Source organism: Mesorhizobium sp. WSM4832, assembly GCF_055811115.1.
In genome coordinates, this window is sequence record NZ_JBVVQH010000035.1 from 19,099 (window position 1) to 42,456 (window position 23,358).

Genomic DNA, 23,358 nt, shown 5'->3' on the forward strand with positions numbered 1-23,358 from the left:
CCATGACCAAGATTGAAAGTAAGACCGCCAGCGCTGCCGTCAAAGACATTCTGCTTTCGAACCCGGACGGACTGCACGAAGTGATCCGCGCGGTGATGCAAGAGGTGCTCGAGGCCGAGATGGACGAAGCGCTGGGTGCTTCGAAGAGCGAGCGCACGCCGGAGCGTCTGGGCTATCGCTCTGGCTATTACGGCCGCACCCTTGTGACGCGGGTCGGCAAACTTGAGCTGCGGGTTCCGCAGGACCGTGCCGGGCGCTTCTCCACCGAGTTATTCGAGCGTTACCAGCGTTCCGAGCGGGCCTTGGTGGCGACGCTGGCCGAGATGTATGTGCAGGGTGTGTCGACCCGCAAGGTCAAGGCGATCACCGAAGAGCTGTGCGGCCATGCCTTCTCGGCCTCGTCGATCTCGGCCATCAACAAGCGGCTGGACGAGAGCCTCGCTGCCTTTGCCAGGCGCCCCCTTCAAGAGCCGTTTCCTTACCTCATCCTCGACGCGCGCTATGAGAAGGTGCGTGAAGCCGGCGTCGTCATGAGCCAGGCGGTGCTGATCGCGGTTGGCATCGACTGGGACGGCCGGCGCCAGATCCTGGCTGTGGAGATGGCCAATCGCGAGAGCCGTTCGGCCTGGAAAGACTTTCTCGTCGCGCTGAAGGCGCGCGGCCTCAAGGGTGTCGAGCTGGTCGTCTCCGACGACCATGCCGGCCTGGTCGCGGCGATCGGCGAGGTGATCCCGGAAGCAGCCTGGCAACGCTGCTACGTCCACTTCCTCAGGAACGCGCTCGATCACCTGCCGCGCAAGCACGGCGACGACTGCCTGCAGGAACTGCGCTGGCTCTACGACCGGCGCGATCTCACCGAGGCCAGGGCCGATCTCGCCGCATGGCTCGCCAAATGGTCGCCTCGCTATCCGCGCCTGACAGGCTGGGCCGAGGATGCCATCGAACAGACCCTGACCTTCTTCAGGCTGCCGAGACAGCACCACAAGCATCTCAAGTCCACCAACATGCTCGAACGCCTCAACAGGAAATCCGCCGGCGCACCTATGTCGTACGCATCTTCCCCAACGCCGAGAGCTGTCTGCGCCTCGTCAGGGCCTTGGCTGTCGAGACCAACGAAAACTGGATGGAGGCCAACCGCTACATCAACATGGACGACCTGCGCGAGCACAAGAAGCTCGCTCTACGCCAAGCCGCATGACCAGCATCATGGCCGCCCCAATTTGCAGAACTTGACGCACACAACCGTCGGCAATGGGAATCCACAACTCCCGGGCCAGAAGAACGGCTGCTCCACCCGCGCTCGGATGGAGTAATCGGTTCGATGTCCGACGGGCTCGCGCCAATATCTCGCAATCCGTCGTTGCATCTCCTCCAAGGACTCAGCGCTGTTGATCACGCCGAATGCTCCACGCGGGTGAGATGGGCACAATCGACGCATGTCCGCACAACCCCAACCGTACAGTCGTGGGGAGAACCGAAACGGCACGATCTTGAACCGCTTGCCATTCGACCGGTGCTGATCCGCCGAGGTGAGAATGGCGTTCGAGATGAACTCGCTGCCGTAGCTGACCTGTGGTGAGCCGATCCAAAGCGCCTGGGCGCTCTTTGGACCTACCTAGCTATTAGGTCAGAACGACCGCGGCCTGCCAGGGTTTGGTTAGGCGGGGCCATGCGCTGAGCTACGGATATGCGCGCTTCGAAGCGGCTTCGCACACCAGTGCCAGACGCCCGCCGGAACTGAAAATTTTGTCGGCCGGCGAACAACACCTTCACGCCCGCCGGGTCACGCCCGCCCGGATAATCCTGAGATCCTGGCCGAACTCGGCGCCCTTTGGGCAGGCTCCGAATCGGGGTTAACGGCGAAGTTCTCCGAGGATTGTAGCGAGAGAGTCGGTGCTTCAACCGGCCTTTTTGCCCCTGAGCTTGATGAAGCGGTTGTCGCTGACGGCACGGTTGATGGCGAAATCTCCTGACGATCGCCATGTTGCGCGCCCCGTGCCCCCCTTTCCGAGGCGGGATTGATCCTCGCTGAAGGCGACGTCGAGGATCCAGTGCAGCGCGTTCTCGATCAGGATTGCCCGCAGATGTATTGTGCGTCCTTACTCCAAATCATCACTCCACGCATCATCTTTACGGCTCAGCGTCAGACACGACTGCGCTCAAAACGTCAGCTTGAAGCCGGCCGACAGGGTGAAGGCATAAAAGTCCATGCCAGCGCTATCCTTGTAGGCTCCTTGTTGTTGGCCGCTCGCGATGCTGTAGGTCGTTGTGTCGCCTTTCCTGCGAAAATATTTATCGCCATTGCCGGCCAGGGAGACGCTGGCGCGGTCGGTCATCTGATAATCGATCTTGGCGCCGGCCGAGATGAACGGCACCGTGAAGAAGTCGTCCTCAAATCGCAGACCGCGCCCCCCGTAGCGCAGCCAGTGATGGTCAACAGCGCTTGCATCAACGGCCAAGCCGCTGCGGAGCAGCCCCGAGAGCGTCAAGTTCCCGAGCGTCGTGGTCGTTTCCGCACCCAGGAACAGGCCCAAATAGCGCTGTTCGTAATCGATGATCGGTTCGCCATGGGCGAAGTCGCCGGAGAGATCCCGGAAGCCATGCTTGCTGCTGTCGGTGTAGGAGCCGCCATAGGCCTTCCACTTCATGTTAGTGTATTTGACACCGCCATGCAGGTTGATAACCGTGGCATCGTTGATCACAAAGTCTGGGCCTGCTGCGATGTCAAGATCCATGTATCGGTGAAGTTCGGTGTCGGGGCTGATCGAGCGTGCCGACCAATCTCCTTCGGCAAACCCAAAGCGTTTCGCCCAATCATAGTCTTCCATATGGCTGTTGCCAGAGAAACCGAAGACGGCGTTGGCTGAAATGATCCAGTTGTTCCAGACCTCGGCCTTTAGCCCGGTGGTCAGAACCGGCGCGCCGGTTTCCCAGATTAATTTGCTGATACGATTTCCCACTTCGTCGTAGGCAAGCTCGTTGCCCTTTAGCCATGTGTAGCCAACACCACCAAGAATGGTGACGCTTTTATCGGGCGCTGAATAGATGGTCGAATGCGCCGCCATGGCGATGGTCGACGATGTGCAGAACGTGCCGAAAGCAAGAAGTGCAAATAATGATGCGCCGCGATTCATGAGGCAGCCTCGTCGGGATGGCGTTGGGTGATCTTTCGTTGAACGACGGGGCTCTCAACCCCGTTCGCAGGAGTTATTGTCGCGGGGATCATTCTTGGGGTTCCTGCAAAGACCTTGAACTCCGATACGATGTCCAGGACGGCCTGGCATTGCTCTTGGTCTGATGCGCTGCATAGACCGCGTGGTCCGGCCACTACCATGTTGCCGGCATATCAGAGATTTGGCCCGGCGCGAGAGGCGATACTCGTGGCGAGAGAACGGGATTGCACCGGCCGCCGGCGCTATCAAAATGCCGAAGTTGGTGATCCGGCAGGACGCTTAGCTTTCTCCCGCTCTTCGGCGATTAGGCGTTCCAGCTTGTGAATGTTGGGCACGCCTGGGATCACTTCGAGGCCGAGAACGAACGCAGGCGTGCCGTCGATGTACAGATCCTTGGCGACCGCGCGATTGCGCTCGAGGAGGTTTTGGAGGGCGGGGTCTCCCATCTCCCGCTTGAGCTGTTCAACATCGAGGCCCAGGTCTCGTGCGATAGTCAAAATGTCGAATTCGCTGAGCTGGCCGCTAGTAGCCATCAGGGCGTGATGGAACGCCTCATATTTTCCCTGTTTGATGGAGGCGAGCGCCGCCAGTGCGGCAAATTTGGAACCGGGTCTCTCGCCCGGATAATGTTTGTATACAACCGTCAGCTTGGGATCATCCCTGAGGGCTTGCTGGATTATACTGTCTTCCGCCCGGCACTGCGGGCAGTTGTAGTCCAAAAATACGACGAGGGCGACGTCGCCATTCGGGTTGCCAGCAGATGGCGCAGCGGCGTCATTTAAGAGTGCGTCGCGCCGCTCTGGAATGAGCTTCCGCCAATCCGCGGCGAGCCGGCGATAGTTTTCGTGCTCGTGCACGTAGTCTATGGCAACTGGACCAAATCGCATCGCCATAAGCAGGGCTAGGACTGAAAGGGCGATAGCGCCGGCTTTTGGATTAAGCATAGGGGCTCCAAGCAAACGGTGAACGGCAGGGCAGCAACAGCCGGCTTCTGACACCCTTAGGTGACAGCAGCCTGAAAGCCTCAGGACATTTGCGTCACGCGAGATTCAGCGTAGCGTCACGTTCAGAATGGATCCTGCCCTCGAACTGGAGCTCGGCACCCCCCTGATTAATCTCAATTGGATCCATTTTGATTTGCCATGACCGTCTATGGCATTCCCGATGGGCGCGGCAGATCGAGGACTTTTTGAAAGAACGATAATCAAAAGGCATCTGCCTTCACTGGCTGCTATGCACTGGGCTGGAAAACGCCCGCTGAGGCGCTTGACGAGTGGTTGCGGCAGGTCAAACACATTGGTGTTCCGACCCCGACTAAGTGACCGCAGATCTTACAGGACTTCTGGTTCTGTAATGCACAGTAGCCCAAGTATACACCGCCAGCTTGCAACAACCGAGCTTTGGTCGGAGTAGTGCTTGTCAGCGTCTTGAGGGTCGGCTGGAGCTGGAGCGGTCATTACGATGGCCAACGCCGTGGCAGCAAGTATCGTTCGTGGCGAATGAGACCGCAATTTCTGGAGCCTCGAGCGCCCCACAGTGTCTTTTTTGGAAGTAGGCATTTTCTTATCCTTTTGGATCATCACGGATTTGAAGAGGATCTGGTGTTATGTGCCGTTGGGAGAGCCGGCGAAGCGGCCGATATCATGTGGTCGAGTCATAAATTCTCATGAATGTTGGTTTTACGAGAACCCTTATGGCAGCCCTAGCTGACAGCTGAAGCGATCTGCAGGACGCAGATCCTGTCTGCCGATCGCAGTGAGATCCAACGGAGCTGGGGCGTCCCTCGGGATGCGCAGCCTGTATTGCGTTCGGACGAACGTCACGTGAACTCCTGGCTAAGACTGCGCGACGGGCCATGTCAGAACACCTGTCATGGTTATGAATAAGCAATTGGCATGCCACCAAATGGGTTGTGAGCAGCGACCACAAATCGGAGGAGTCGCCCCCTGGCCGGCTCGATCCTAACCCCTAGGATGTCTGGATCTGAACACAGATTGTCGTCAATCGAACTCGGACAAATGCTGTGACCGGCTTTGGCACCGGTTGATACCCGACTCCTCGGTTGGGAATTGCGCGTTTGAGAGCGGATTGGGGCAACAGGCGATCGCCGGGGCCGGTCAAGTTGCGCAGCCGTGTGTTGCTGTTAGCGTGGCGGGATAGGCTCGCAGGTGTGACCAGAGCGCCGAATGCTGGCGCCGTTCGCGGCATCCGGCGACCATCTAGCGATCACTGATCGCGCGTGATCGAGGTCATACTGAGTTCAATCGCTCGTCCCCGGTGCGGCCGTTCAAGGCTTCGCAGATTCGGTTCTGCATCGGCTTGCCTGGGGCGACAAGGTGCTGGGCTCCTGCCGTCCAGGCGAGCATGGCGTTCGAGGTGACCCCGGTGCCGTGCTCCGACGGAATTCAGATTGCGTCTCGCCCCGACTTGGCAAGTGTCCAGACGGATGAAAGACGAAGCCTCGATCCTTCTCTTGAGCTGCTGCTTTGTCCCTAGACTGCACAGGCGCATTGCCGCTCTTTCGAGACGTGCACGCTTCGACCACCTCTCGGCAGCGCGATGTCGTGTGACGGTCCTGCTGGCGCCCGACAAGGTACCTGTATAATTGTACAGGTTAAGCCGACTGTTCAGTCGAACGCAAAAACGAACCGGCGAGGCGCGCAATCGCTCCTTTGGGTGGTGCCCACGGCGGCTGTTTGCGATTGGCATGGAGATGGAGCGCGGCCAGGCTCCGCCTGCCCCAGCGGCAGCCAATTGCTCCAGGCAGAATTGCCTCCGCACTGTCTATTGTTTGCCGATAGCCAATGCGCGGCGTCAGCAAAACATCGCCGACCATTGGCCGTCTCGCATAGATAGTACGCCGAGCCGGAGCTCCCCTATCTCCAGACCCTATCGCACCTTGCATATTGAACGGCGGCTCGCAAGCAGCTGAATGCCCTAGCGGCCACTGCCATGTGTTCGCCCGAATGCATCTTGCTCGCGTGCTCGACAGACTTCAGGAATACGGTCGAGGGGACGAGCAGCGAAGCTGCTGGCAGGCCATAATAACATCAGGCGGGCGAAGCAGTGCCCATCGTTCTCCTCGGATCTCTGCTTTTTTCCAGCTGGCGGCTAAACCACAGGCGCAGCCAGCTTGGTCGCTCACGACGGCCATCGCCTGATGGTGTCTGGCATTGAATCCGTGTGCGTGAAGCGCTTCAGAGCGAAGACGTTGGGCGCCAATCAGGTTCCCTGTGAGCTTCACTGCTTGAGTTCTGCACGGCGTCAGCTATCGCGCCGGAATTTGATCCGCTGATTGCGGGGTACGCTCGTTGTCGCATTCGCGACGATGTCTGACATCTGACACAGCGCTGTTCAGAGCGGTCACATTGTTCCGAAACGATTTTCCCAGTTGGCACGATGGTTGCTGTTCTATGCGCAAAAGCACTGCGACGCCGCCGACCGAGAAGAATCCACCTGATGATCACGCTGTTCCAACACGCGGGCGCCGCCGCGAACGCCGGTCGTTCCCGAGCAGACGGAAGCCATTGCGCTTTCATTCCTCTGGTTGTCCGGGCATGACCGAATTCGATTTCCGTCCAACGCTGGATGCACCTGACGATGACCCCCATCTTTGGCTCGAAGATGTAGAAGGCGAACGGGCACTTGCGTGGACCGCCAGCCAGTCGGCGAAGACCCTGAAGCACTTCGCGGGAATGCAGTTCGAGCGCGACCGGGCGGCGCCGCCAGCCATTCTCGACCGTCCCGGCAGAATTCCCCTGGTCACGCGCCGCGGTCAGTACCTCTACAATTTCTGGCAAGATACTGGCAATCCGCGAGGACTGTGGCGCCGGACCACCCTTGCCCTCTACATGCAGGCGGATCCCCAATGGGAATTACTGCTCGATCTGGATGCCCTCGCGGCTAGCGACGGAGAGGACTGGATCTGGGGCGGCGCGGCGACGATCGAGCCGGAAAGACGGGAAAGAGCCGTTCTGCGCCTGTCGCGCGGCGGCAGCGATGCGGTCGTGCATCGCGAATTCGACCTCAGCTCTCTCAGCTTTGTCGCCGACGGTTTCAATCTCCCCGAGGCCAAGGGCGACATTGATTGGCTCGACCCCAACACGCTTCTGCTATCCAGTGCGCTTGGTGATGGAATGGCAACGCGCTGCGGCTACGCACGCACCGTGCGACTGTGGAAGCGTGACGCGGATCCCCTCACCGCGCCGGTAATCTTCGAGACCGGTTCCGAAACCCTCGGTGTGTCTGGCCATCTGGACCGTACCGCCGAGAGCGAGCGCCTGTGGTTCGTCGAGCAGTTGGCCTGGCTCGAGAAGAAAGTCCGCATTGGTGATAGGAGCGGGCCGAAGACAGAGATCGACCTTCCCAAGGACGCCAGGTGGGCTAACTTCGGCGATTGGCTGGTGGTAAAGCCGCGCAAAGCATGGACGGTTGCTGGCACAACCTATTGCGCCGACGCGCTGATCGGCATTTCGCTTTCCGCTTTCCTGGCTGGCGAGCGCCGTTTTAGTACCCTGTTTGAACCAGCCCAGAGGCGCTCCCTGCGGTCATTCTTCTGGAATGACAGGAAGCTCATTATCGGCTACCTGGCGAACCTCGCTCCGCGTTTCGAGGTGTTCACCCCAGGCCCGCAGGAATGGACACGCCGAGCCCTGGACACAGTGCCCGCGCAAGGGGCCGTTGGGCTCTGGTCACTCGATGCGGCAGTTCACGAGACCAATGGAGAGGTCGTCGTTTCGGCTCAGGACCCGATCACGCCGCGGCAGCTTTTCCTATTCGATCTCAATGCCGCGCCGCCGATCGGTGCTCCAGTGATCCTGAAGCGCAACCCGGAGACTTTCGACGCATCCGGACTGGTGGTCACGCGCCACGAGGCAGTCTCGATCGATCAGGAGATGATCCCCTATACGCAGGTTGGTCCGGCGAACGGGAACGGAGATGCCCCGGTTCACCTTTCCGCCTATGGCGGGTTCGGCATATCGCTCCTGCCCTGCTACTACTCCTCGCTCGGCAAGCTGTGGCTCGAGCGCGGCGGCACGTGTGTGGTGGCGAACATCCGCGGCGGCGGCGAGTTCGGCACCTGCTGGCACGATGCCGGGCGCAGGGAGGGCAAGCGTCTCGCCCATGACGATTTCGCCGCCGTTGCCGCCGATCTCGTGCGAAGGGGCATCACGCTGCCGAGGCGGATTGCCGCCGAGGGCGGCTCAAATGGCGGCCTGCTGATCGCCAACATGCTTACCCGCTATCCTGAGCACTTCGGCGCGCTGTTCTGCATGGTTCCACTTATCGACATGCGCCGCTACACCAAACTCCTGGCGGGCGCGAGCTGGATCGACGAATATGGCGATCCCGACAAGGCTGACGATTGGGCTTTCCTGAAGGAAATCTCGGCCTATCACACTGCCACGCCGGGACAGCCCTATCCGCCTATTCTGCTCGCCACCATGAGACGCGACGACCGCGTCCACCCGGGCCATGCGCGTAAGATGGCCGCCAAACTGCAAGCTCTTGGCTATCCCGCTTACTTCTACGAGGCCAGCGCCGGCGGGCACAGCTACGGCAAGGACAATCGCGAGCAAGCCGCACTCATCAGTCTTGGCACCAATTTCCTTCGCAGCGCGATCGGGTGGCATGCCGATGGCTTCAATAAAGGACCGGGCGCTCGACAAGGGCGAACTTCGGATGACTGAGTACAGGTCGAGGACTGCGACAAAGGTGCAAATCATGCGAGTACAGTTTGCACAAATGCGCGCTAGCGCTTTGTCGATCTCAATCAATCGACGGGGCTATTCACACCACAGTGTAAAATTCTGAAGAGCAAGGAAAAATATCATGGCAACAAAGCGGATGAATGTGGCGCGGGGAGTAGCAGCGGCCGTCGTCCTGATGCTGCTGGCACAGCAGGCAATCGCGATTCCAAAAGCCCCCTGCGCGTCTTACCCTCCCCCTCCACCTCCCCCTTATTGCTCGCGCCCGTCTACGACACCGATCTGCGAGCCAAGCTCTGGGCAGTTCCGCCTGAGCGCCTCGGGGGCATATTCGGGCTACGTTAATACCGTGCCTATCCCGCTTACTTCTATGGGATCAGCGCAGGCGGGCACAGCTACGGCAAGGACAATCCCGAGCTCGCCACATTCATCGCCTTGGGCGACGATTTCCTTGCCAGCGCGATCGGCTGGCACGCCGATAGCGTTCATTAACGACCCACAGCTCGACAAGGCGAACTTCGAAGAAGCGAGTCCGGGTCTTTAATCCGTGAGAGTGCTGCAAACAATGCGCGCAATATTTGCGAAGAATGCGCCAGTTCTCTGAGAGAGCTATCAGCACAGCAGAACTATTCACAGCGAAGTCTAACGATGAAGGAAACAACATTATCGCAACAAACCAATGAACGTATCGCGGGGAGTCACAGCGGGCGTCGTCCTGTTGCTGGTAGGCAGCAAGCCGTTGCGGTAGACCTTCCGGAACGACCCGCGGGAGGGTGCCTCGATTGAATCCGCCGTGGCAGATCCGCCTGCGGGCGTGCGGGCGATCACTAAAGATCGGGCTACGTCAACGCGTGCCCGGCAGGTTCACCGGGGTGGCTGGTCGCGCGCGCGGGTGGCGAGCACGACCGGTTACGCACGATCGTGGGGCCTTCAAGAACCGCAGGGTGAAGCTGCTCGCGCAGCAGTGTCGAGGCGATCGCTGCGCAGTTGGTCGAGACGCTGGCGGCCCAGCCCCAGCCCGCCGACCTTCGGCGCCACCTCTCCTTCCCGCTTCCGCTCATCGTCTTCGGGGGCCGGTGAGCGAATGCGCGAGCACGCTGAGCGAGCCGAGCGGGAACACGCTATTGGAATTCCCGGCGGACCGTGACGACCTGGCCCGACTTGACACTTTGAGCCCGGGGACCTCGATCTGATCCGGCGTCGCCGATGGGGATAAGGACCTCTCCGAGCCTGCGCCGATGAGAAACCGCATCGTATGCGGCTTTGGGCGAAAGAGACCGATCAGCGCATGGGCGTAATTCGCATAATCACATAAACATCTCGTTATATGTATTGACAGGGAGCGAAGCTGCTGTGATTGTGCGCGTGTCATGGTTCTCCGCGCGGCACTGCCGTAGCGGAGCTAAGAGGGAAGCCGGTGGGATGCCGGCGCTGCCCCCGCAACTGTTAGCGGCGAGCCAAGCCCATTGATGTCACTGAGGCGAACGGCCTCGGGAAGACGGGCAGAGGCTTTGACCCGCGAGCCAGGAGACCTGCCACGACGAACAACGTCCACGGGCGGGGTGTCTGGTGGTCGCGCTAGCTCGGCTTTGTGCCGCCTACTCGCGCGTTCCTTGTCCCCGCCCCAACCATCGGGGTATGGCATGACTGTCTCTCAACGAATTCCTGTGGCAACGCTCGGCGTGCCTCGCATCGGTCGACGGCGGGAACTGAAATTCGCGCTTGAAAGCTACTGGTCCGGAAAATCTCCCGCTGCCGACCTGCTCGCGACGGCGAAGACGCTACGCGCCGTTAGCTGGAGGGAGCAGCACGATCGCAGCGTGTCGAAAATCCCGTCCAACGATTTCTCGCTTTATGACCATGTGCTCGACACAGTCGCCATGGTTGGCGCGGTGCCGGCACGATACGCCTGGACTGACGGCGAGGTCCCACTCGATATCTATTTCGCCATGGCGCGCGGCAATCAAGGTCGGGAGGTGGATTGTGGACATGCCGGTGACGAGCATGTGGCCAATGGGCATGGCCTTGCCGCGATGGAAATGACCAAATGGTTCGACACCAACTATCACTACATTGTGCCGGAACTCACGGACGATCAGAGCTTTGCCCTCTCGTCGGCGAAACCGGTCGTTCATTTCCTCGAGGCCAAGGCGCTCGGCATCCATACTCGCCCGGTCCTGCTTGGACCGGTTACCTTTCTCAAGTTGGCGAAGTCACCTGAGGAAGGTTTCAACCCTATCGCGCTCCTGCCACGGCTGCTGCCCGTCTATGAGGAGCTCCTGCAGAGGCTGACGCTCGCGGGAGCCGATTGGGTGCAGATCGATGAGCCGGCGCTCGTGCTCGATCTGATTCCCAACGAACGGGATGCGCTCCAATTAGCCTACTCCCGGCTGTCGAAAGCAGCACCCGAGTTGAAGATCATGGTCGCTACCTATTTCGGATCGCTGGGAGACAATCTCGAGACCGCAATTTCTCTGCCCGTGGCGGGACTGCACGTCGATCTCGTGCGCGCTCCAGAGCAGTTGGAGACGGTCGGCCGCCTCGCGCAGAAAGAACTTGTGCTCTCGCTCGGACTGATCGACGGCCGCAATGTCTGGCGAGCGAACCTGCCTGCCATATTTGACCGCATCAAGCCGATCGTCGCCGGCTGGCCGCTGGAGCGCGTGGAGATCGCCCCGTCCTGCTCGATGCTGCATGTGCCGATCGACCTGGACATGGAAACGGCCCTCGATGCCGATGTGAAGTCGTGGCTGGCCTTCGCGGCGCAAAAGACCGGCGAGCTGGTCGTGCTCGCCCGTGCCCTGGCCGAAGGCCAGGACGCGGTCGCCGCCGAACTGGAGGCATCAGCTGAGGCTGCTGCCGTTCGCTCGACATCCGCGAAGGTGCATGATCCGCTCGTCGAAGGCCGGGTCGCCAGCATCAAGGTCGGCATGACGCGCCGCAAGAGCGCATTCGCCGTGCGCTCCAAGCTTCAGGCCGACACATTTGGCTTGCCTTCCTTCCCCACCACGACCATCGGCTCCTTCCCGCAAACAGCCGAGGTTCGCAAGGCGCGGGCAGCTCATGCCAAAGGCGAGCTGAGTTACGTCGACTACGAGGCGTTCCTGCAGAAAGAGATAAAAGCCGCCATTCGATGGCAAGAAGAGATCGGACTCGATGTGCTGGTCCACGGCGAATTCGAGCGCAACGATATGGTGCAGTATTTCGCCGAGCAGCTCTGCGGCTTCGCCTTCACACAACACGGATGGGTGCAGAGCTATGGCTCACGCTTTGTGCGACCCCCGATCATCATTGGCGATGTGTCGCGACGAAATCCGATGACACTACACTGGTGGCGATATGCCCAGTCGCTGACGCTAAAGCCGGTGAAGGGCATGCTTACCGGCCCGGTGACGATCCTCAACTGGTCCTTCGTCCGAGACGACCTTCCGCGCTCAGCCGTCTGCCGCCAGGTCGCGCTTGCCATTCGCGATGAAGTGAGCGACCTCGAAAAGGCCGGCGCCAGGATGATCCAGATCGACGAAGCCGCACTGCGCGAGGGCTTGCCGCTTCGTGAGGCCGACTGGGAGACCTATCTCGACTGGGCCGTCGAATGTTTCAGGCTGGCTTCAACGGCCGTCGGCGATGCGACCCAGATCCACACCCATATGTGCTACTCCGAGTTCGGTGACATCGTGGACGCGATTGCCGCAATGGATGCCGACGTGATCTCCATTGAAACCTCGCGCTCGCAGATGGAACTGCTCGATACGCTTCGAACCTTCAAGTATCCGAACGACATCGGTCCTGGCGTCTATGACATTCACTCGCCGCGGGTCCCGGAGGTGGGCGAGATTTCCAACCTCATTATGCTTGCGCGCGATCGATTGTTGGATGGCCAACTATGGGTGAATCCCGACTGCGGTCTCAAAACGCGCAGATGGGAGGAGGTCCGCCCTGCCCTGGTGAACATGGTGGCTGCGGCACGCGCAATTCGCGAAAAAGCGCAGACGGCGTAGGGCTCGGTGTCACTCGCGTGAGATGAGCGGCGACGCCACACCCGGGCAATGTAGGTGGGTCTATCCGGCGCACCCAAAGAAATCGGGCTGCGGCTGACGAAGCGCCTCGGCACCTTGGTATGGCCGAGGCCCTTGTTATGGTGCGGCGAAGTCAGCTGTTCCAGAGGCCGGCGTCGGCTGTGATCGAAGGAGGCCGGCCTCAAATGAGCCGGCCAGAAACGAGACGGCTCACCGCCAGCCAGTTTCGGATTATTCCGGATTTGTATAGTCCAGGTAGCATTATCATCTCCCCGATCTTGATCGCCGAAACGCAGCTCCCGACCGTCGGGAGAAGCATCGGCGATCACGCGGCGCCGGTCCGCCGAGCGCGTTCCGGAAAACCGGATGCAAGGCTAAACTGAGGGACGCTTCAAACGGCACTTCTGGAGACTACTGGGCGGAATCGACGCCCATCTGCATCAGGCCAACTCCCGCTCAATGGCTCCGTCTGCCTCTGTCTCCATCATGATCGCCGCGAGGCGAAGCCGAGCGGCCCAAGCTGGCTGGCGGACGCCTTGTGTTTTGACGGTGAATATCTGGCGCGCGACCAGGAACGCCATCGCGGAAAGTGCGAGGTTGGCTTGCTCCTAGCGGATGCCGGCAGCGACGTTCGGACCGCGCCCAACAGCGATGCGCAGATGGCCGAAATTGATGAGCAGCATCCTAAATCTCAATCGCTGCGCAGAATGCGCGCTTCGAGCGCGGCCGCGACGAAAGCTCGTCGAGCAGCTGGTGGATGGGTCTTACCGCGTAACACCTGTAGACAGGTGTCCATCGCTATTCTGCGCTTATCGGTCTCATGATGCAGATCCCGCAGCAAGATAGCCGCCGCGTCGTTGACGTCGAACACGACACACTCCGAGCTGCGGCGGCTGACCTGAACAACGACTGGCCTCTCAAATCTGATCAACCCGGTCATCCCCCTCCTCCACAGCCACTACGCGGCAAACAGCCCGGGTCGCCTTTCTTCACTCAGCTGAACGCGTCCGCTGCACCCGTGCCGCCGAGCCTGCCCATTGCCGGGCAAGCGATCGCCATGAGAGGCGTCTGGCCATGGTCAGCTTGCGTGCGATCTGCGGTTTTGCAGTGGGTGTGAGGAGCTGCTTCTCATTCGCGTGCTCTAGCCGTGAAACCTGGACAATAGTGCACTGTTTGACGCGCCTTGCCAGTCTCAAACATGCGGTCGAGGTCTACACCTGCACTTTTCCACTGCCCGATCTGCAGGCGGCGATCCACTGCATCGCGGAGGTTGGATCTTCCAATATCGCGACCCGCTTCGCAAAGCCGAAAAAGGCATTGCGCGCCGTGCTTACCGGCTTGCGCCCATCATACGCATCGTAGCATGCCCTCAGGGCGGCTTCGTGGATCATGTCTCTGCGATCTTCTGGCCATTGGTTGAGAAAATCGATCGCATCCGCAAGGCCGGCAATCTCTTGGATAATGTGCGTTGCGCGCTTCACGAAAAGCGGGCTGCTGAAAGCTTCAGCGTTCATTCGTTTCTCCAATCTTCCAAATAGCCAATTTGCGTGAAGAGGCTCCGCATCGACGCGGCGACCATGGCACAACGTGTTGTCAGGGCGATGACGGTTCAGGAGGAAGATCGGCGACTGCGGCGCGGCGGATAGCGATCCGCCAACACATCATGCAATGGCTTGGTTGCCATCAAACGCGGTCGTCACTATTAAGCTATGAAATGATTCTTACCCGGCTATTCTAAGCCCGCAGGAGCGTTTTCATGACCGAAGAAACTGAGAGCAAGGCTGACGACCTCATCGAGCTCACCGCGCAAGTGGTCTCAGCCTATGTTTCGAATAATCCGGTTCCCGTCGGTGAACTGCCTGGGCTGATCGGCCAGATCCACCTCGCTTTGAAAGGCACTGCTGGTGCCGCACCAGAAAAGCCGGAACCTCTCAACCCTGCCGTACCGATCAGAAAATCGGTTACACCCGATTACATCGTCAGCCTGGAGGACGGCAAGAAATTCAAGTCGCTCAAGCGTCACCTAGCCACCCACTATGGCCTTACGCCCGAGGAATATCGCGCGAAATGGGGGCTGCCGGCGGACTATCCCATGGTGGCGCCGAATTACGCTGCGGCGCGCTCGGCATTGGCCAAGACCATGGGGCTGGGCCGCAAGCCGAAGGAACAGGGAACGCTGGTACCTGCCAAGCGTGCCCGCAAGAATGGCGCAGCCTGACCACAATTTTTCAGGATCGGCTGAGATCCGGCATTCATTTCGCAGTCGCGAGATAGAATTTGTGCGTTGCAATATCCGCAGCGATCGGTATGATCATGGGGTCGACCATCTACTCCTCCCAGATGTGGTGCCGACGCTGAATGGGGCGCACCTCCTCCCGCGTCTCATTCGAAAATCGAGCCCGCTGCCACCTCCTCCCGGCAGCGGGCTTTTTCTTGTTTCAGGCGCGATTTCGGTAGGGCAAACGCATTTGGCTCTACGCGAGGCGAATGCTCCGCACTTCCAGGCCTTTCTTGCCCTGACCGCATTGGACAAACACCTTCTGACCCTCCATCAGCAAGCTCAGTTCTGAGCGGGTCAGCGCGGTGGCCTGAACGAAGATGTTCTTTTCACCGTTTTCAGGAGCAATGAAGCCGAAGCCCTTTGGGGATTGTACCACTTGACCGTGCCCTCGCTCTCCAATTGGGCACTCGTCCCGGCGGCGGGCTCTTCAGCGCAACGCGTATCCACCTGCGTTCTTGTGGTCTGATCGCCGGCCTCCAGCACTTACGAGACCTGGTGACCTCTTGGACTTTCTTCCGTTGTGACCTTGAGACGCGTTCCCTCGGAAACACCGCGGCTCCCGGCTGCCTCCAGCGCCCGGGTGTGCAGATAGGCTTGGATGCCTTCCGGAAATTTGACAAAGCCAAAACCCTTGCTGGTGTTGAACCACACCACTTCGGCGTCGACAGGCTCCGCGGTTACGGATGAACCCTGAAAGTAGCTTGGCTCGGAAGACCGATCGGAAAAAGAAACCGCGTCATGGTCATGGCGATGCCGGCGTGGCTCACGATGGTCCTTATATTTACCCATGATCGCCCGACTGGCAGGAAGAATGACAACACTCCGGCAAGATAATCTCAATCGGGCGATGCGTTCATGTCAACTGACCAGTTGGCCGCTTCACCCGCTCTGTCGTATCATGATCCGGGTCGACCTGTTGGCACACGAGGTCGACCATGGCGGGCGAGCAATATGCGACAGGTCGAGCTGCTGATCCGAACGATTCCCAATATCACACGCCAGAAACTTCGCACTGGAGGGCTGGACTGCCATCAAGCTTTCGATCGTGACATTCAGCGGCTGCCGTCTCACCCTGGGGCATCCGACATTTCGATTTACACCCACTTTCCCTGCAAAGCCTGCAGGAGGGGAAACGGGCAGCTTGTTGTTGAATCGCCCGGCTAAATCAGCCCTGCCTGTTCAGCCTCGTGGCGCAAATTCTGCCGCGGCCTTGGCCCGAGCTGCTGGATGACCAGCCCGGCCGCCAGTGAGCCGAGATCGCCGCAGTCCTTCAGGCTGCGTCCCGTCGTGTAGCCATAGAGAAAACCGGCGGCATAGAGGTCGCCAGCGCCTATCGTGTCGACCAGTTCCCTGATCGTCGTCGCATTTATGGCGACGGTCTCATCGCCGCGCACGATTACCGAACCTTTTTCAGAACGGGTGACAGCGGCTATTCTGCAATCCTTGCGCATGGCGGCCAATGCCTCCTCGAAGGATGCGGTCTGGTAAAGCGACTTGATCTCGTGGCTGTTGGCAAACACGATGTCGACCGTGCCCGAACGCATCAACTCGAGGAACTCGTCGCGGTAGCGGTCGACGCAAAAGGAATCCGACAGCGTCATCGATACTTCACGTCCGGCCGCATGCGCCAGCTTGGCTGTCTGGCGGATAGCCTCCTTGGCGCGCGGCGGATCCCAGAGATAACCCTCGAAATAGGTCACCTTGGCGCCGGCGGCCTTGTCGGCCTCGACATCCTCGGGGCCAAGCTCGATGCAGGCGCCGAGATAGGTGTTCATCGAACGCTCGCCGTCGGGCGTGACGAAGATCATCGAGCGCGCCGTCGGCGGTTCGCCCTTGAGCGGTCCGGTATCGAAGGCCACGCCCTGGGCGTGGATGTCGTGCGTGTAGATTTCGCCGAGCGCGTCGTTCGAAACCTTGCCGAAGAAGGCGGCACGGCCGCCGAAGCTGGCGATGCCCGCCGCCGTATTGCCGGCGCTGCCGCCGGAGGCCTCGATCGCGGGGCCCATGCGGCTGTAGAGCAGCTCGGCGCGCCTGGTGTCGATGAGGTTCATCGCACCCTTGATGATGCCGTTGGTCTCGAGGAATTCCTCGTCGCACTGGGCGATGATGTCGACAATGGCATTGCCGATGCAAAGCACGTCATAATCCGGCATCAATGTCTCCGCCAGCTACCCACCGGCTTTCTGCTATGCCCGCCGGACGCGGTCTGGCGAGTTGAAATGGGTTGCCGCATGCGCCTTGATGAAGCCGCCCTCACGCAGCTGCCGGTCCTGCTTCACGCAGCAAGTCGTCGGCTCTGTCCGTCTTCTCCCAGGTGAACTCAGGCTCTTCACGCCCGAAGTGTCCGTATGTCGCGGTCTTGCGGTATATCGGGCGTAAGAGATCAAGCATCTTGATGATGCCTTTCGGTCGGAGGTCGAAAAGCTCAAGAATAAGGCGCTCGATCCTTTTTTCCTCGATCCTGGCAGTTCCGAAGGTGTTGACCATGACGGAAACCGGACTGGCCACGCCGATCGCGTAGGCAAGCTGAACCTCGCAAACCTCCGCAAGTCCGCTGGCAACGATATTCTTCGCGACATACCGGGCGGCATAGGCCGCCGAGCGGTCAACCTTGGATGGGTCCTTGCCCGAAAAGGCGCCGCCGCCGTGACGCCCCATTCCACCGTAGGTATCGACGATGATCTTGCGTCCAGTGAGGCCGCAGTCGCCGGCAGGCCCACCGACCACGAACCGCCCTGTTGGGTTGACCAGAAATCTGATCCCCGTCGTATCCAGGTGGGTCGGCAGGACCGGTTTTATGATCTCCTCAATGACGCCCTCCCGGACTGTATCTTGGGAGACCGCCTCGTCATGTTGCGTTGACAGGACTATGGTGTCCAGCGCCACCGGGCGGAGACCCTCGTAGCGTACGGACACTTGAGATTTTACGTCCGGACGCAGCCAGCCAAGCTGTCCCGTTTTCCGGATCTCTGCCTGTCTTTTTGTCAAATGGTGAGCCAGTTGGATCGGCAAGGGCATCAAGGTTTCGGTCTCGTTGCATGCGAATCCAAACATGAGGCCCTGATCCCCCGCCCCCTGCTCGAGATCCTGCCCTCGTCCTTCGTCAACGCCCTGGCTTATGTCGGGCGACTGCTCGGTGAGAGCCAGAACGACGGCGCAACGTCGACCATCAAAGCCGATGGCATCGTCGTCGTACCCAATATCGAGGATCGTATCGCGGGCAACTTGGCTGTAATCGATCTGCGCATGGGTGGTGATCTCGCCAGCCAGAACGACCATCCCTGTCTTCACCAACGTTTCACACGTCTTCACCAATGCTTCACAAGCGACGCGCGCCTCAGGATCCTCGCGAAGAACCGCATCGAGGATGGCATCCGATATATTGTCTGCCAACTTATCCGGGTGTCCCGCACCGACGGATTCGGAAGAGAACACGAATTGTCTGGTCATGGAATGCCCTCGCTTCAGGTGTTGGAGTTAGCTGGATGTTTCTGGATTGGGGTGGCTTACCGGTCAGGGATGCCGGGGACGTCGAACGCAGTGCAGAAGTCGGCAACGTCTTTTCGTACGCTCGCATGAACTTCCTGGTCGTCGGGCTGGCGGCAAACCGAGTCGATGAAAGCGGCGATCTGCACCATTTCCCCCTCGCGCATGCCCATGGACGTCACTGCCGGCGACCCCAAGCGGATCCCGCTTGTGACCGCCGGGTCGCGCGGGTCGCCCGGCACCATATTAAAGTTCGCAATGATACCTGCCCTTGCCAGGCGCTCGGCATAGGCTTTGCCTGACAGCGGCCGGTCCCGAAGATCAAGGATCAGCATGTGATTGTCAGTGCCCCCGGTGACGAGTTCATAACCACGATCCAGAAGCGCCTCGGCCAGAGCCTTGGCATTCTTGACGATCTGGTGACCGTAGGTACGGAAAGAGGGGGTCGCGGCTTCCTGCAAAGCAACAGCTAGCGCGGCGATAGTGTTCATATGCGGTCCGCCTTGCAGGAGAGGGAACACGGCGCGGTCTATACGTTTGGCCAGATTGTGTTTGCTCTTCGGATGATAGAGGGGCTGATAACGGTCTTCATTCCTTGACAAAATGAAGCCACCCCGAGGGCCGCGGATCGACTTGTGAGAGGTGCTGGTGACCACATCGCAATGGCGCACGGGGTTCGGATGCACTCCTGCGACAACTAGACCGCTGATGTGGGCGATGTCAGCCACCAAATACGAGTTCACCTCCGCAGCGATTTCTGCCATTGCCGCGTAGTCAAAAATACGTGGATAAGCAGTTCCGCCGACCCAAATTAGCTTCGGGCGTTCCCGCTTGGCGGTCTCGCGCAAGCGGTCATATTCAATTTGCTGCGTGGTTTCGTGCAGCCTGTACGGGACTCGCTGATAATCGGTGCCGGAAAAATTGACGGACCAACCGTGAGTCAGATGGCCGCCTTCGGGTAAAGGCAAGCCCATGACTTTATCTCCGGGAATCAAAAGCGCGCGATAGACAGCCTGATTGGCCGGGGAGCCGGAATATGGCTGGACGTTAGCGTGTTCACAGCCGAATAGCGCCTTCAAGCGCTCGATAGCGACGTTTTCAAGCTCATCGACGATCTCGTTTCCGGCGTAGTAGCGCGCACCGGGGTATCCCTCGGCATACTTGTTCGCGAAAATCGAGCCGGTCGCTTCCAGTACGGCTGAGGAGGCAAAGTTCTCGGAGGCGATGAGTTTGAGCGTCGTCCGCTCCTGCCGCCTCTGTCGTAGAAGCAGTTCGTGAACGCGGGAATCGACGTGAATCAAGGAAGACGATCCGTATGTGCCGGGCTCTGCGAAGACTGCGTCAGCGGATTTTTTCATGGTAGTTTCGCACTCCCACCTAGGCAGATCTTTCACGATCAAGCAGCAGTTCCCTTCGACACGCGTCTTGCACCGGCTCGAGCCGCTCCAGGTCCCGCTTATGATGCCCATCGTCGTGTGGCAGGAGATCGACCAAGAATTGAACCAACCCCCCGTCCTTGCCCCCTGCATTGAGATGATATGAGAACCAAGGACGTTGTCCGTTGCCGCAAAGCAAGTCGGCTCTGGCGAGCATCCGGACGTGTCCAGCAACGCGCTCCCGACGAAGATCGAGAATTTCCGCTAGCTCGCAGACAGTAACGTCGGCATGCGCGCAAAGGCCCAGGATCCGAAGGCGATCAAGATTTGCTGCTGTCATTAGCGGTCGACAAGTATCATCATTGGTCAGCACGACGCCAGATAGAAGAGCCGAACCCTCGTCCTGCTGGCTTTGTCATTTTGCGCTCTCCGCAGATGCTGTCCGGCGGCGGAACATAAACGACACCAGGTTTTTGCCGCCACTGAACTTGAACGTTGTGGTGAGCGTACCACTGACAGCGATTTGCGGTCGCAAAGATTCCATGAATTTCCTTGAAGGATCTGTTGCAACGCCTAAACAAGAACTCAACGAGATTGGCGAGGTGCTGGTAAGACGGCAAGCTGGCGAACTGCTTGGCCAAGCGGGAGGCGATCGGCGCCGCCTTTCCCCAGGCGACAGTGCTAACCTGCTGGTGCACCTGATCCGCCATTTACTTGATTTCGTGCCACGGAAGGATCGCAAAGCCGTCGTGCCGACGCTCAGCGCCATCTGTCGGGGCGCGGGCGCCAAGCCGGCATGAAGGCTCTGGAGGTTCGAGGCCGGCGACTGGGCCGGCGGTATCCAGCGATCACTCAGAGCTGGCGGCGCGACTGGCAGCACGTCGTGCCTCTTCTCCTATCCCAGTTTGCGCAGGATCATCTACACTGACGGATGCGGTCGAAATGTCCGCGGCGCGTTGGCGCCATTTCCAAATAGCGCCTAATCCTGGCCAGTCAGGTCGCACCAAATCAATGTGGCTGACTCGGAGGGCTTGTGCCAGTTCGGAAAGCGTGACGACTGTGGGGTTCCTTTTGCCCTTCTCCAGCCCAGGGATGCGATTTTGATGACGTTGGTCGCTCCAGCCAAGCACAGCACGAGCTATCGGTCGCGCAAGCGACGCCCGTCTGCGAGAATCTCGCAAGGGTCGAGTTCGAGCGCTTCCGCTACGTCGAGGAACTCAATGACGGCCATGCGACGTTCACCGCCATCATACTTGGCCACGGAATACTGCAGGCGGCGAAGCGCTTCGGCAACCTTGGCCTGGGTTTAGCCCTTGTTCTTGCGCGCCGCTATCAGCTGCTCCAGCAGCCGGCGTTGGTGGGGCGATCGAAGGGATCTCGGCATCAGATGGTGCTTAAGTCTATTCAGATCGCGGATCGAGCAGCGTTGCCGGCTCAACCTCCAGCACCATAGCGAGCTTCTCGACCATGTCGATGCTAGCAGCATATACACTGCGCTCAAGAGCGCTGATGTAGGTTCGATCAACACCAGCTTCATGCGCCAGCGCCTCCTGCGAGAGTTTCTTTTTCTCGCGAAGCCTACGCAGATTGCGGGCAAAGACCTCTCGGATTCCCATACGCGAGAGGCCACCCTCTTGTTGAGGATTTCACCACGGAGTATACTCTACAAACCAAGGAGCAACTCGCACGAGCATCGACTTTGCCCGAACTACCTGCTGTTAGGGATCGCGACTTCGCGGATGCGATCTGACGATGATTATCGCTCAAGGTCAGCTCTGTAGGTCACGACAGCTGCGCCAGGGAGCGAAGCCGAATGGTCTAGACCCATGTCGAAGAAAGCGGGCTTTCACCGGCGGCCGGCTGCTCGCCATCAAAATCGATTGCGGCAATCCGGGATGGGCCGGATCGCCTTTGTTACTGCGGCGGCCTAATCAACTCACAAGGATCAACGTTAAGCGCTTTTGCGAGTTGGCCAAGCACAGTAACGCTTGCGGAAACCCGAGCACGCTCGATCGAGCCCACATAGCGCATGCTCAGCTCTGCGCGGGCAGCCAATTCTTCCTGCGTCAGGTCCTGATCATGGCGCAAACGACGCATGTTGATCGCCATGACCTCCTTGAGGTCCATGGCGAGATAGGGACCAGAACCGGAACTATCGTTCCAGGAACGATCGTTCCTATTCCATATGATTGACCCAACGAGGAGATGTCTTGCCCTATCCGATGACGACAAACCCGAAACCGCAGGAGGTCGCGATAAAACCCAAAGTTCAAGACGAAGTCCCGTGGTCGGACCGTCTGACCGCTTACGACAACGAGCATTTCACGATCTATATGAGGCTCCTGGACGCGTCCGCCGACGATGCCAGCGAAGACGAGATGGCGCAGCTCGTACTCGGCATCGATCCGATGCGAGAACCTGAGCGCGCCCGAATGGCCGTTCGCAGCCATCTCGATCGGGCAAACTGGATGGTTACGACTGGATACAAAGAACTGTTCGCGCGCTGACCGGCTCCAGGTGAGCTATTCCAATTACTTTCAGGCGAGCAAATCCCGATAACCACGATCCATGAGCATGTGACCGCGCCGGACGGCACGGCGGATGCGATCGCGAAGGTGGTTGCGCGGATCCGTCCAGTCGGCCTGGACGCGTTGCCGGCACAACAGGGCCATTGCGATTTGCCGGTGCGATGCCCCGCCTAGCGACCCGTCGAGCGCCTGGAGGACAAAGCGCAGACGGCTGGCGCGCGCTTCGGAGGGAAACAGCCTGTCGGGAAGTTGTCCGGTCGCGTGAAGAGCATTAAGGCATTCGAGCGCATTGAGGTACTGCCTCATCCGATCGGCGGGCCAGATCGCATTGACGGAAAGGCGAACGGGGTGCAAAACGTCGGCGCCCTCCACGACCAGCTGTAAATCCCGGTGAGCATTTCGCAGAACGACATGCTGGCGACCGTCCGCCGTGATCACGAGTGCCGCCGGACATGGTAATGTAGCGAGATCAAACGAAAGCGTTTCGGGCGACAATGCCTTTTCCGCAAAGACCTGCAGAACATGAGGGCATTGGCGGAAGCACCAGAACACAGCCGCATCACGCCTCAACGAGCTCGCGAAACAGGAGCCCCCACCGCGTCAGATCGAGCGACGATCTCACCACTTCTACGTCGAAGCGACTTTCTTTACATTCTGACTGCTCAAGCGCTTGCCTCAAATCACGCTGGAAGGCCGGATTGCGCCGCAGAAATTCCCAGGCCCAGCCGCGTCGCGTCAGTTGTCGCGTATAGCGATAAGACTTCTCATTCTGCCAGTCGGGCCAGTCGGC

At 59.6% G+C, this 23,358-nt stretch carries 17 protein-coding genes, 5 pseudogenes and 1 riboswitch; of the genes and pseudogenes, 7 read left to right on the forward strand and 15 right to left on the reverse strand.

Features of this window, described 5'->3' with window-relative positions:
* Positions 1–2: 2 nt before the first annotated feature.
* Positions 3–1,198 (forward strand): annotated as a pseudogene (locus AC0L2L_RS32200) (IS256 family transposase).
* 700 nt (positions 1,199–1,898) lie between these two features.
* On the opposite strand, the pseudogene AC0L2L_RS32205 reads toward AC0L2L_RS32200, so the two are convergent.
* The 3 genes and pseudogenes from AC0L2L_RS32205 to AC0L2L_RS32215 form a co-directional block, all read right to left on the reverse strand.
* Positions 1,899–2,069, reverse strand: a pseudogene (locus tag AC0L2L_RS32205) (ISAs1 family transposase); the annotation flags it as partial.
* A 90-nt stretch (positions 2,070–2,159) separates the two neighbouring features.
* On the reverse strand, positions 2,160–3,134 hold the full coding sequence (locus AC0L2L_RS32210; protein ID WP_473583843.1) for an omptin family outer membrane protease: 975 nt from the start codon (positions 3,132–3,134) through the stop codon (positions 2,160–2,162).
* A 284-nt stretch (positions 3,135–3,418) separates the two neighbouring features.
* The gene (locus tag AC0L2L_RS32215; RefSeq protein ID WP_473583844.1) at positions 3,419–4,117 is read right to left on the reverse strand and encodes a DsbA family protein; all 699 of its coding nucleotides are present in this window, start codon (positions 4,115–4,117) and stop codon (positions 3,419–3,421) included.
* A 2,613-nt stretch (positions 4,118–6,730) separates the two neighbouring features.
* Between AC0L2L_RS32215 and AC0L2L_RS32220 the strand changes: the two genes are divergently transcribed.
* From AC0L2L_RS32220 to metE, 3 genes and pseudogenes are all read left to right on the forward strand, one after another.
* A complete protein-coding gene (locus AC0L2L_RS32220; RefSeq protein WP_473583845.1) occupies positions 6,731–8,863 on the forward strand; it encodes a prolyl oligopeptidase family serine peptidase in 2,133 nt (710 codons plus the stop codon).
* An 879-nt stretch (positions 8,864–9,742) separates the two neighbouring features.
* A pseudogene (locus tag AC0L2L_RS32225) lies at positions 9,743–9,946 on the forward strand (cytochrome P450); the annotation flags it as partial.
* A 289-nt stretch (positions 9,947–10,235) separates the two neighbouring features.
* A riboswitch (cobalamin riboswitch) is annotated at positions 10,236–10,435 on the forward strand.
* A gap of 113 nt (positions 10,436–10,548) precedes the next feature.
* On the forward strand, positions 10,549–12,879 hold the full coding sequence (gene metE, locus AC0L2L_RS32230; RefSeq protein WP_473583846.1) for a 5-methyltetrahydropteroyltriglutamate--homocysteine S-methyltransferase: 2,331 nt from the start codon (positions 10,549–10,551) through the stop codon (positions 12,877–12,879).
* A gap of 709 nt (positions 12,880–13,588) precedes the next feature.
* On the opposite strand, the gene AC0L2L_RS32235 is transcribed toward metE, so the two are convergent.
* The gene (locus tag AC0L2L_RS32235) at positions 13,589–13,837 is read right to left on the reverse strand and encodes a DUF982 domain-containing protein (RefSeq protein WP_473583847.1); all 249 of its coding nucleotides are present in this window, start codon (positions 13,835–13,837) and stop codon (positions 13,589–13,591) included.
* A gap of 271 nt (positions 13,838–14,108) precedes the next feature.
* Positions 14,109–14,411, reverse strand: a complete 303-nt coding sequence (locus AC0L2L_RS32240) for a DUF982 domain-containing protein (RefSeq protein ID WP_473583848.1) — start codon at positions 14,409–14,411, stop codon at positions 14,109–14,111.
* Positions 14,412–14,653: 242 nt separating this feature from the next.
* Between AC0L2L_RS32240 and AC0L2L_RS32245 the strand changes: the two genes are divergently transcribed.
* Complete coding sequence (locus AC0L2L_RS32245; protein ID WP_473583849.1) at positions 14,654–15,115, forward strand: Ros/MucR family transcriptional regulator; 462 nt, start codon at positions 14,654–14,656, stop codon at positions 15,113–15,115.
* A gap of 256 nt (positions 15,116–15,371) precedes the next feature.
* Here AC0L2L_RS32245 and AC0L2L_RS32250 read toward each other — a convergent pair whose 3' ends face one another.
* The 5 genes from AC0L2L_RS32250 to AC0L2L_RS32270 form a co-directional block, all read right to left on the reverse strand.
* Entirely contained in the window at positions 15,372–15,554 is a 183-nt protein-coding gene (locus tag AC0L2L_RS32250) for a cold-shock protein (protein WP_473583850.1), read from the reverse strand.
* Positions 15,555–15,661: 107 nt separating this feature from the next.
* A complete protein-coding gene (locus AC0L2L_RS32255; protein ID WP_473583851.1) occupies positions 15,662–15,967 on the reverse strand; it encodes a cold-shock protein in 306 nt (101 codons plus the stop codon).
* Between the two features lie 371 nt (positions 15,968–16,338).
* Positions 16,339–17,331, reverse strand: a complete 993-nt coding sequence (locus AC0L2L_RS32260) for an adenosine kinase (protein WP_473583852.1) — start codon at positions 17,329–17,331, stop codon at positions 16,339–16,341.
* Positions 17,332–17,431: 100 nt separating this feature from the next.
* A complete protein-coding gene (gene metK, locus AC0L2L_RS32265) occupies positions 17,432–18,628 on the reverse strand; it encodes a methionine adenosyltransferase (protein ID WP_473583853.1) in 1,197 nt (398 codons plus the stop codon).
* Between the two features lie 56 nt (positions 18,629–18,684).
* Positions 18,685–20,022 (reverse strand): serine hydroxymethyltransferase, encoded by a 1,338-nt coding sequence (locus tag AC0L2L_RS32270; RefSeq protein ID WP_473583854.1) that lies wholly within the window; start codon positions 20,020–20,022, stop codon positions 18,685–18,687.
* A 663-nt stretch (positions 20,023–20,685) separates the two neighbouring features.
* Between AC0L2L_RS32270 and AC0L2L_RS32275 the strand changes: the two are divergent.
* Positions 20,686–20,966 (forward strand): annotated as a pseudogene (locus AC0L2L_RS32275) (transposase); the annotation flags it as partial.
* A 66-nt stretch (positions 20,967–21,032) separates the two neighbouring features.
* Here the strand turns inward: AC0L2L_RS32275 and AC0L2L_RS32280 are convergent.
* The 3 genes and pseudogenes from AC0L2L_RS32280 to AC0L2L_RS32290 all read right to left on the reverse strand — a co-directional run.
* Positions 21,033–21,182 (reverse strand): annotated as a pseudogene (locus AC0L2L_RS32280) (helix-turn-helix domain-containing protein); the annotation flags it as partial.
* Between the two features lie 258 nt (positions 21,183–21,440).
* Positions 21,441–21,656: a helix-turn-helix domain-containing protein gene (locus tag AC0L2L_RS32285; RefSeq protein WP_019863473.1), complete on the reverse strand. Its 216-nt coding sequence runs from the start codon at positions 21,654–21,656 to the stop codon at positions 21,441–21,443.
* 298 nt (positions 21,657–21,954) lie between these two features.
* Positions 21,955–22,167: a helix-turn-helix domain-containing protein gene (locus tag AC0L2L_RS32290; RefSeq protein WP_473583855.1), complete on the reverse strand. Its 213-nt coding sequence runs from the start codon at positions 22,165–22,167 to the stop codon at positions 21,955–21,957.
* Positions 22,168–22,262: 95 nt separating this feature from the next.
* On the opposite strand from AC0L2L_RS32290, the gene AC0L2L_RS32295 reads away from it, so the two are divergent.
* The gene (locus tag AC0L2L_RS32295) at positions 22,263–22,547 is read left to right on the forward strand and encodes a DNA -binding domain-containing protein (RefSeq protein ID WP_473583860.1); all 285 of its coding nucleotides are present in this window, start codon (positions 22,263–22,265) and stop codon (positions 22,545–22,547) included.
* Between the two features lie 30 nt (positions 22,548–22,577).
* Here AC0L2L_RS32295 and AC0L2L_RS32300 read toward each other — a convergent pair whose 3' ends face one another.
* Both AC0L2L_RS32300 and AC0L2L_RS32305 read right to left on the reverse strand, forming a co-directional pair.
* Positions 22,578–23,006: a DNA -binding domain-containing protein gene (locus AC0L2L_RS32300; protein WP_473583856.1), complete on the reverse strand. Its 429-nt coding sequence runs from the start codon at positions 23,004–23,006 to the stop codon at positions 22,578–22,580.
* A 121-nt stretch (positions 23,007–23,127) separates the two neighbouring features.
* A partial coding sequence (locus tag AC0L2L_RS32305) for a transcriptional regulator domain-containing protein (RefSeq protein ID WP_473583857.1) occupies positions 23,128–23,358 on the reverse strand: 231 nt, incomplete at its 5' end.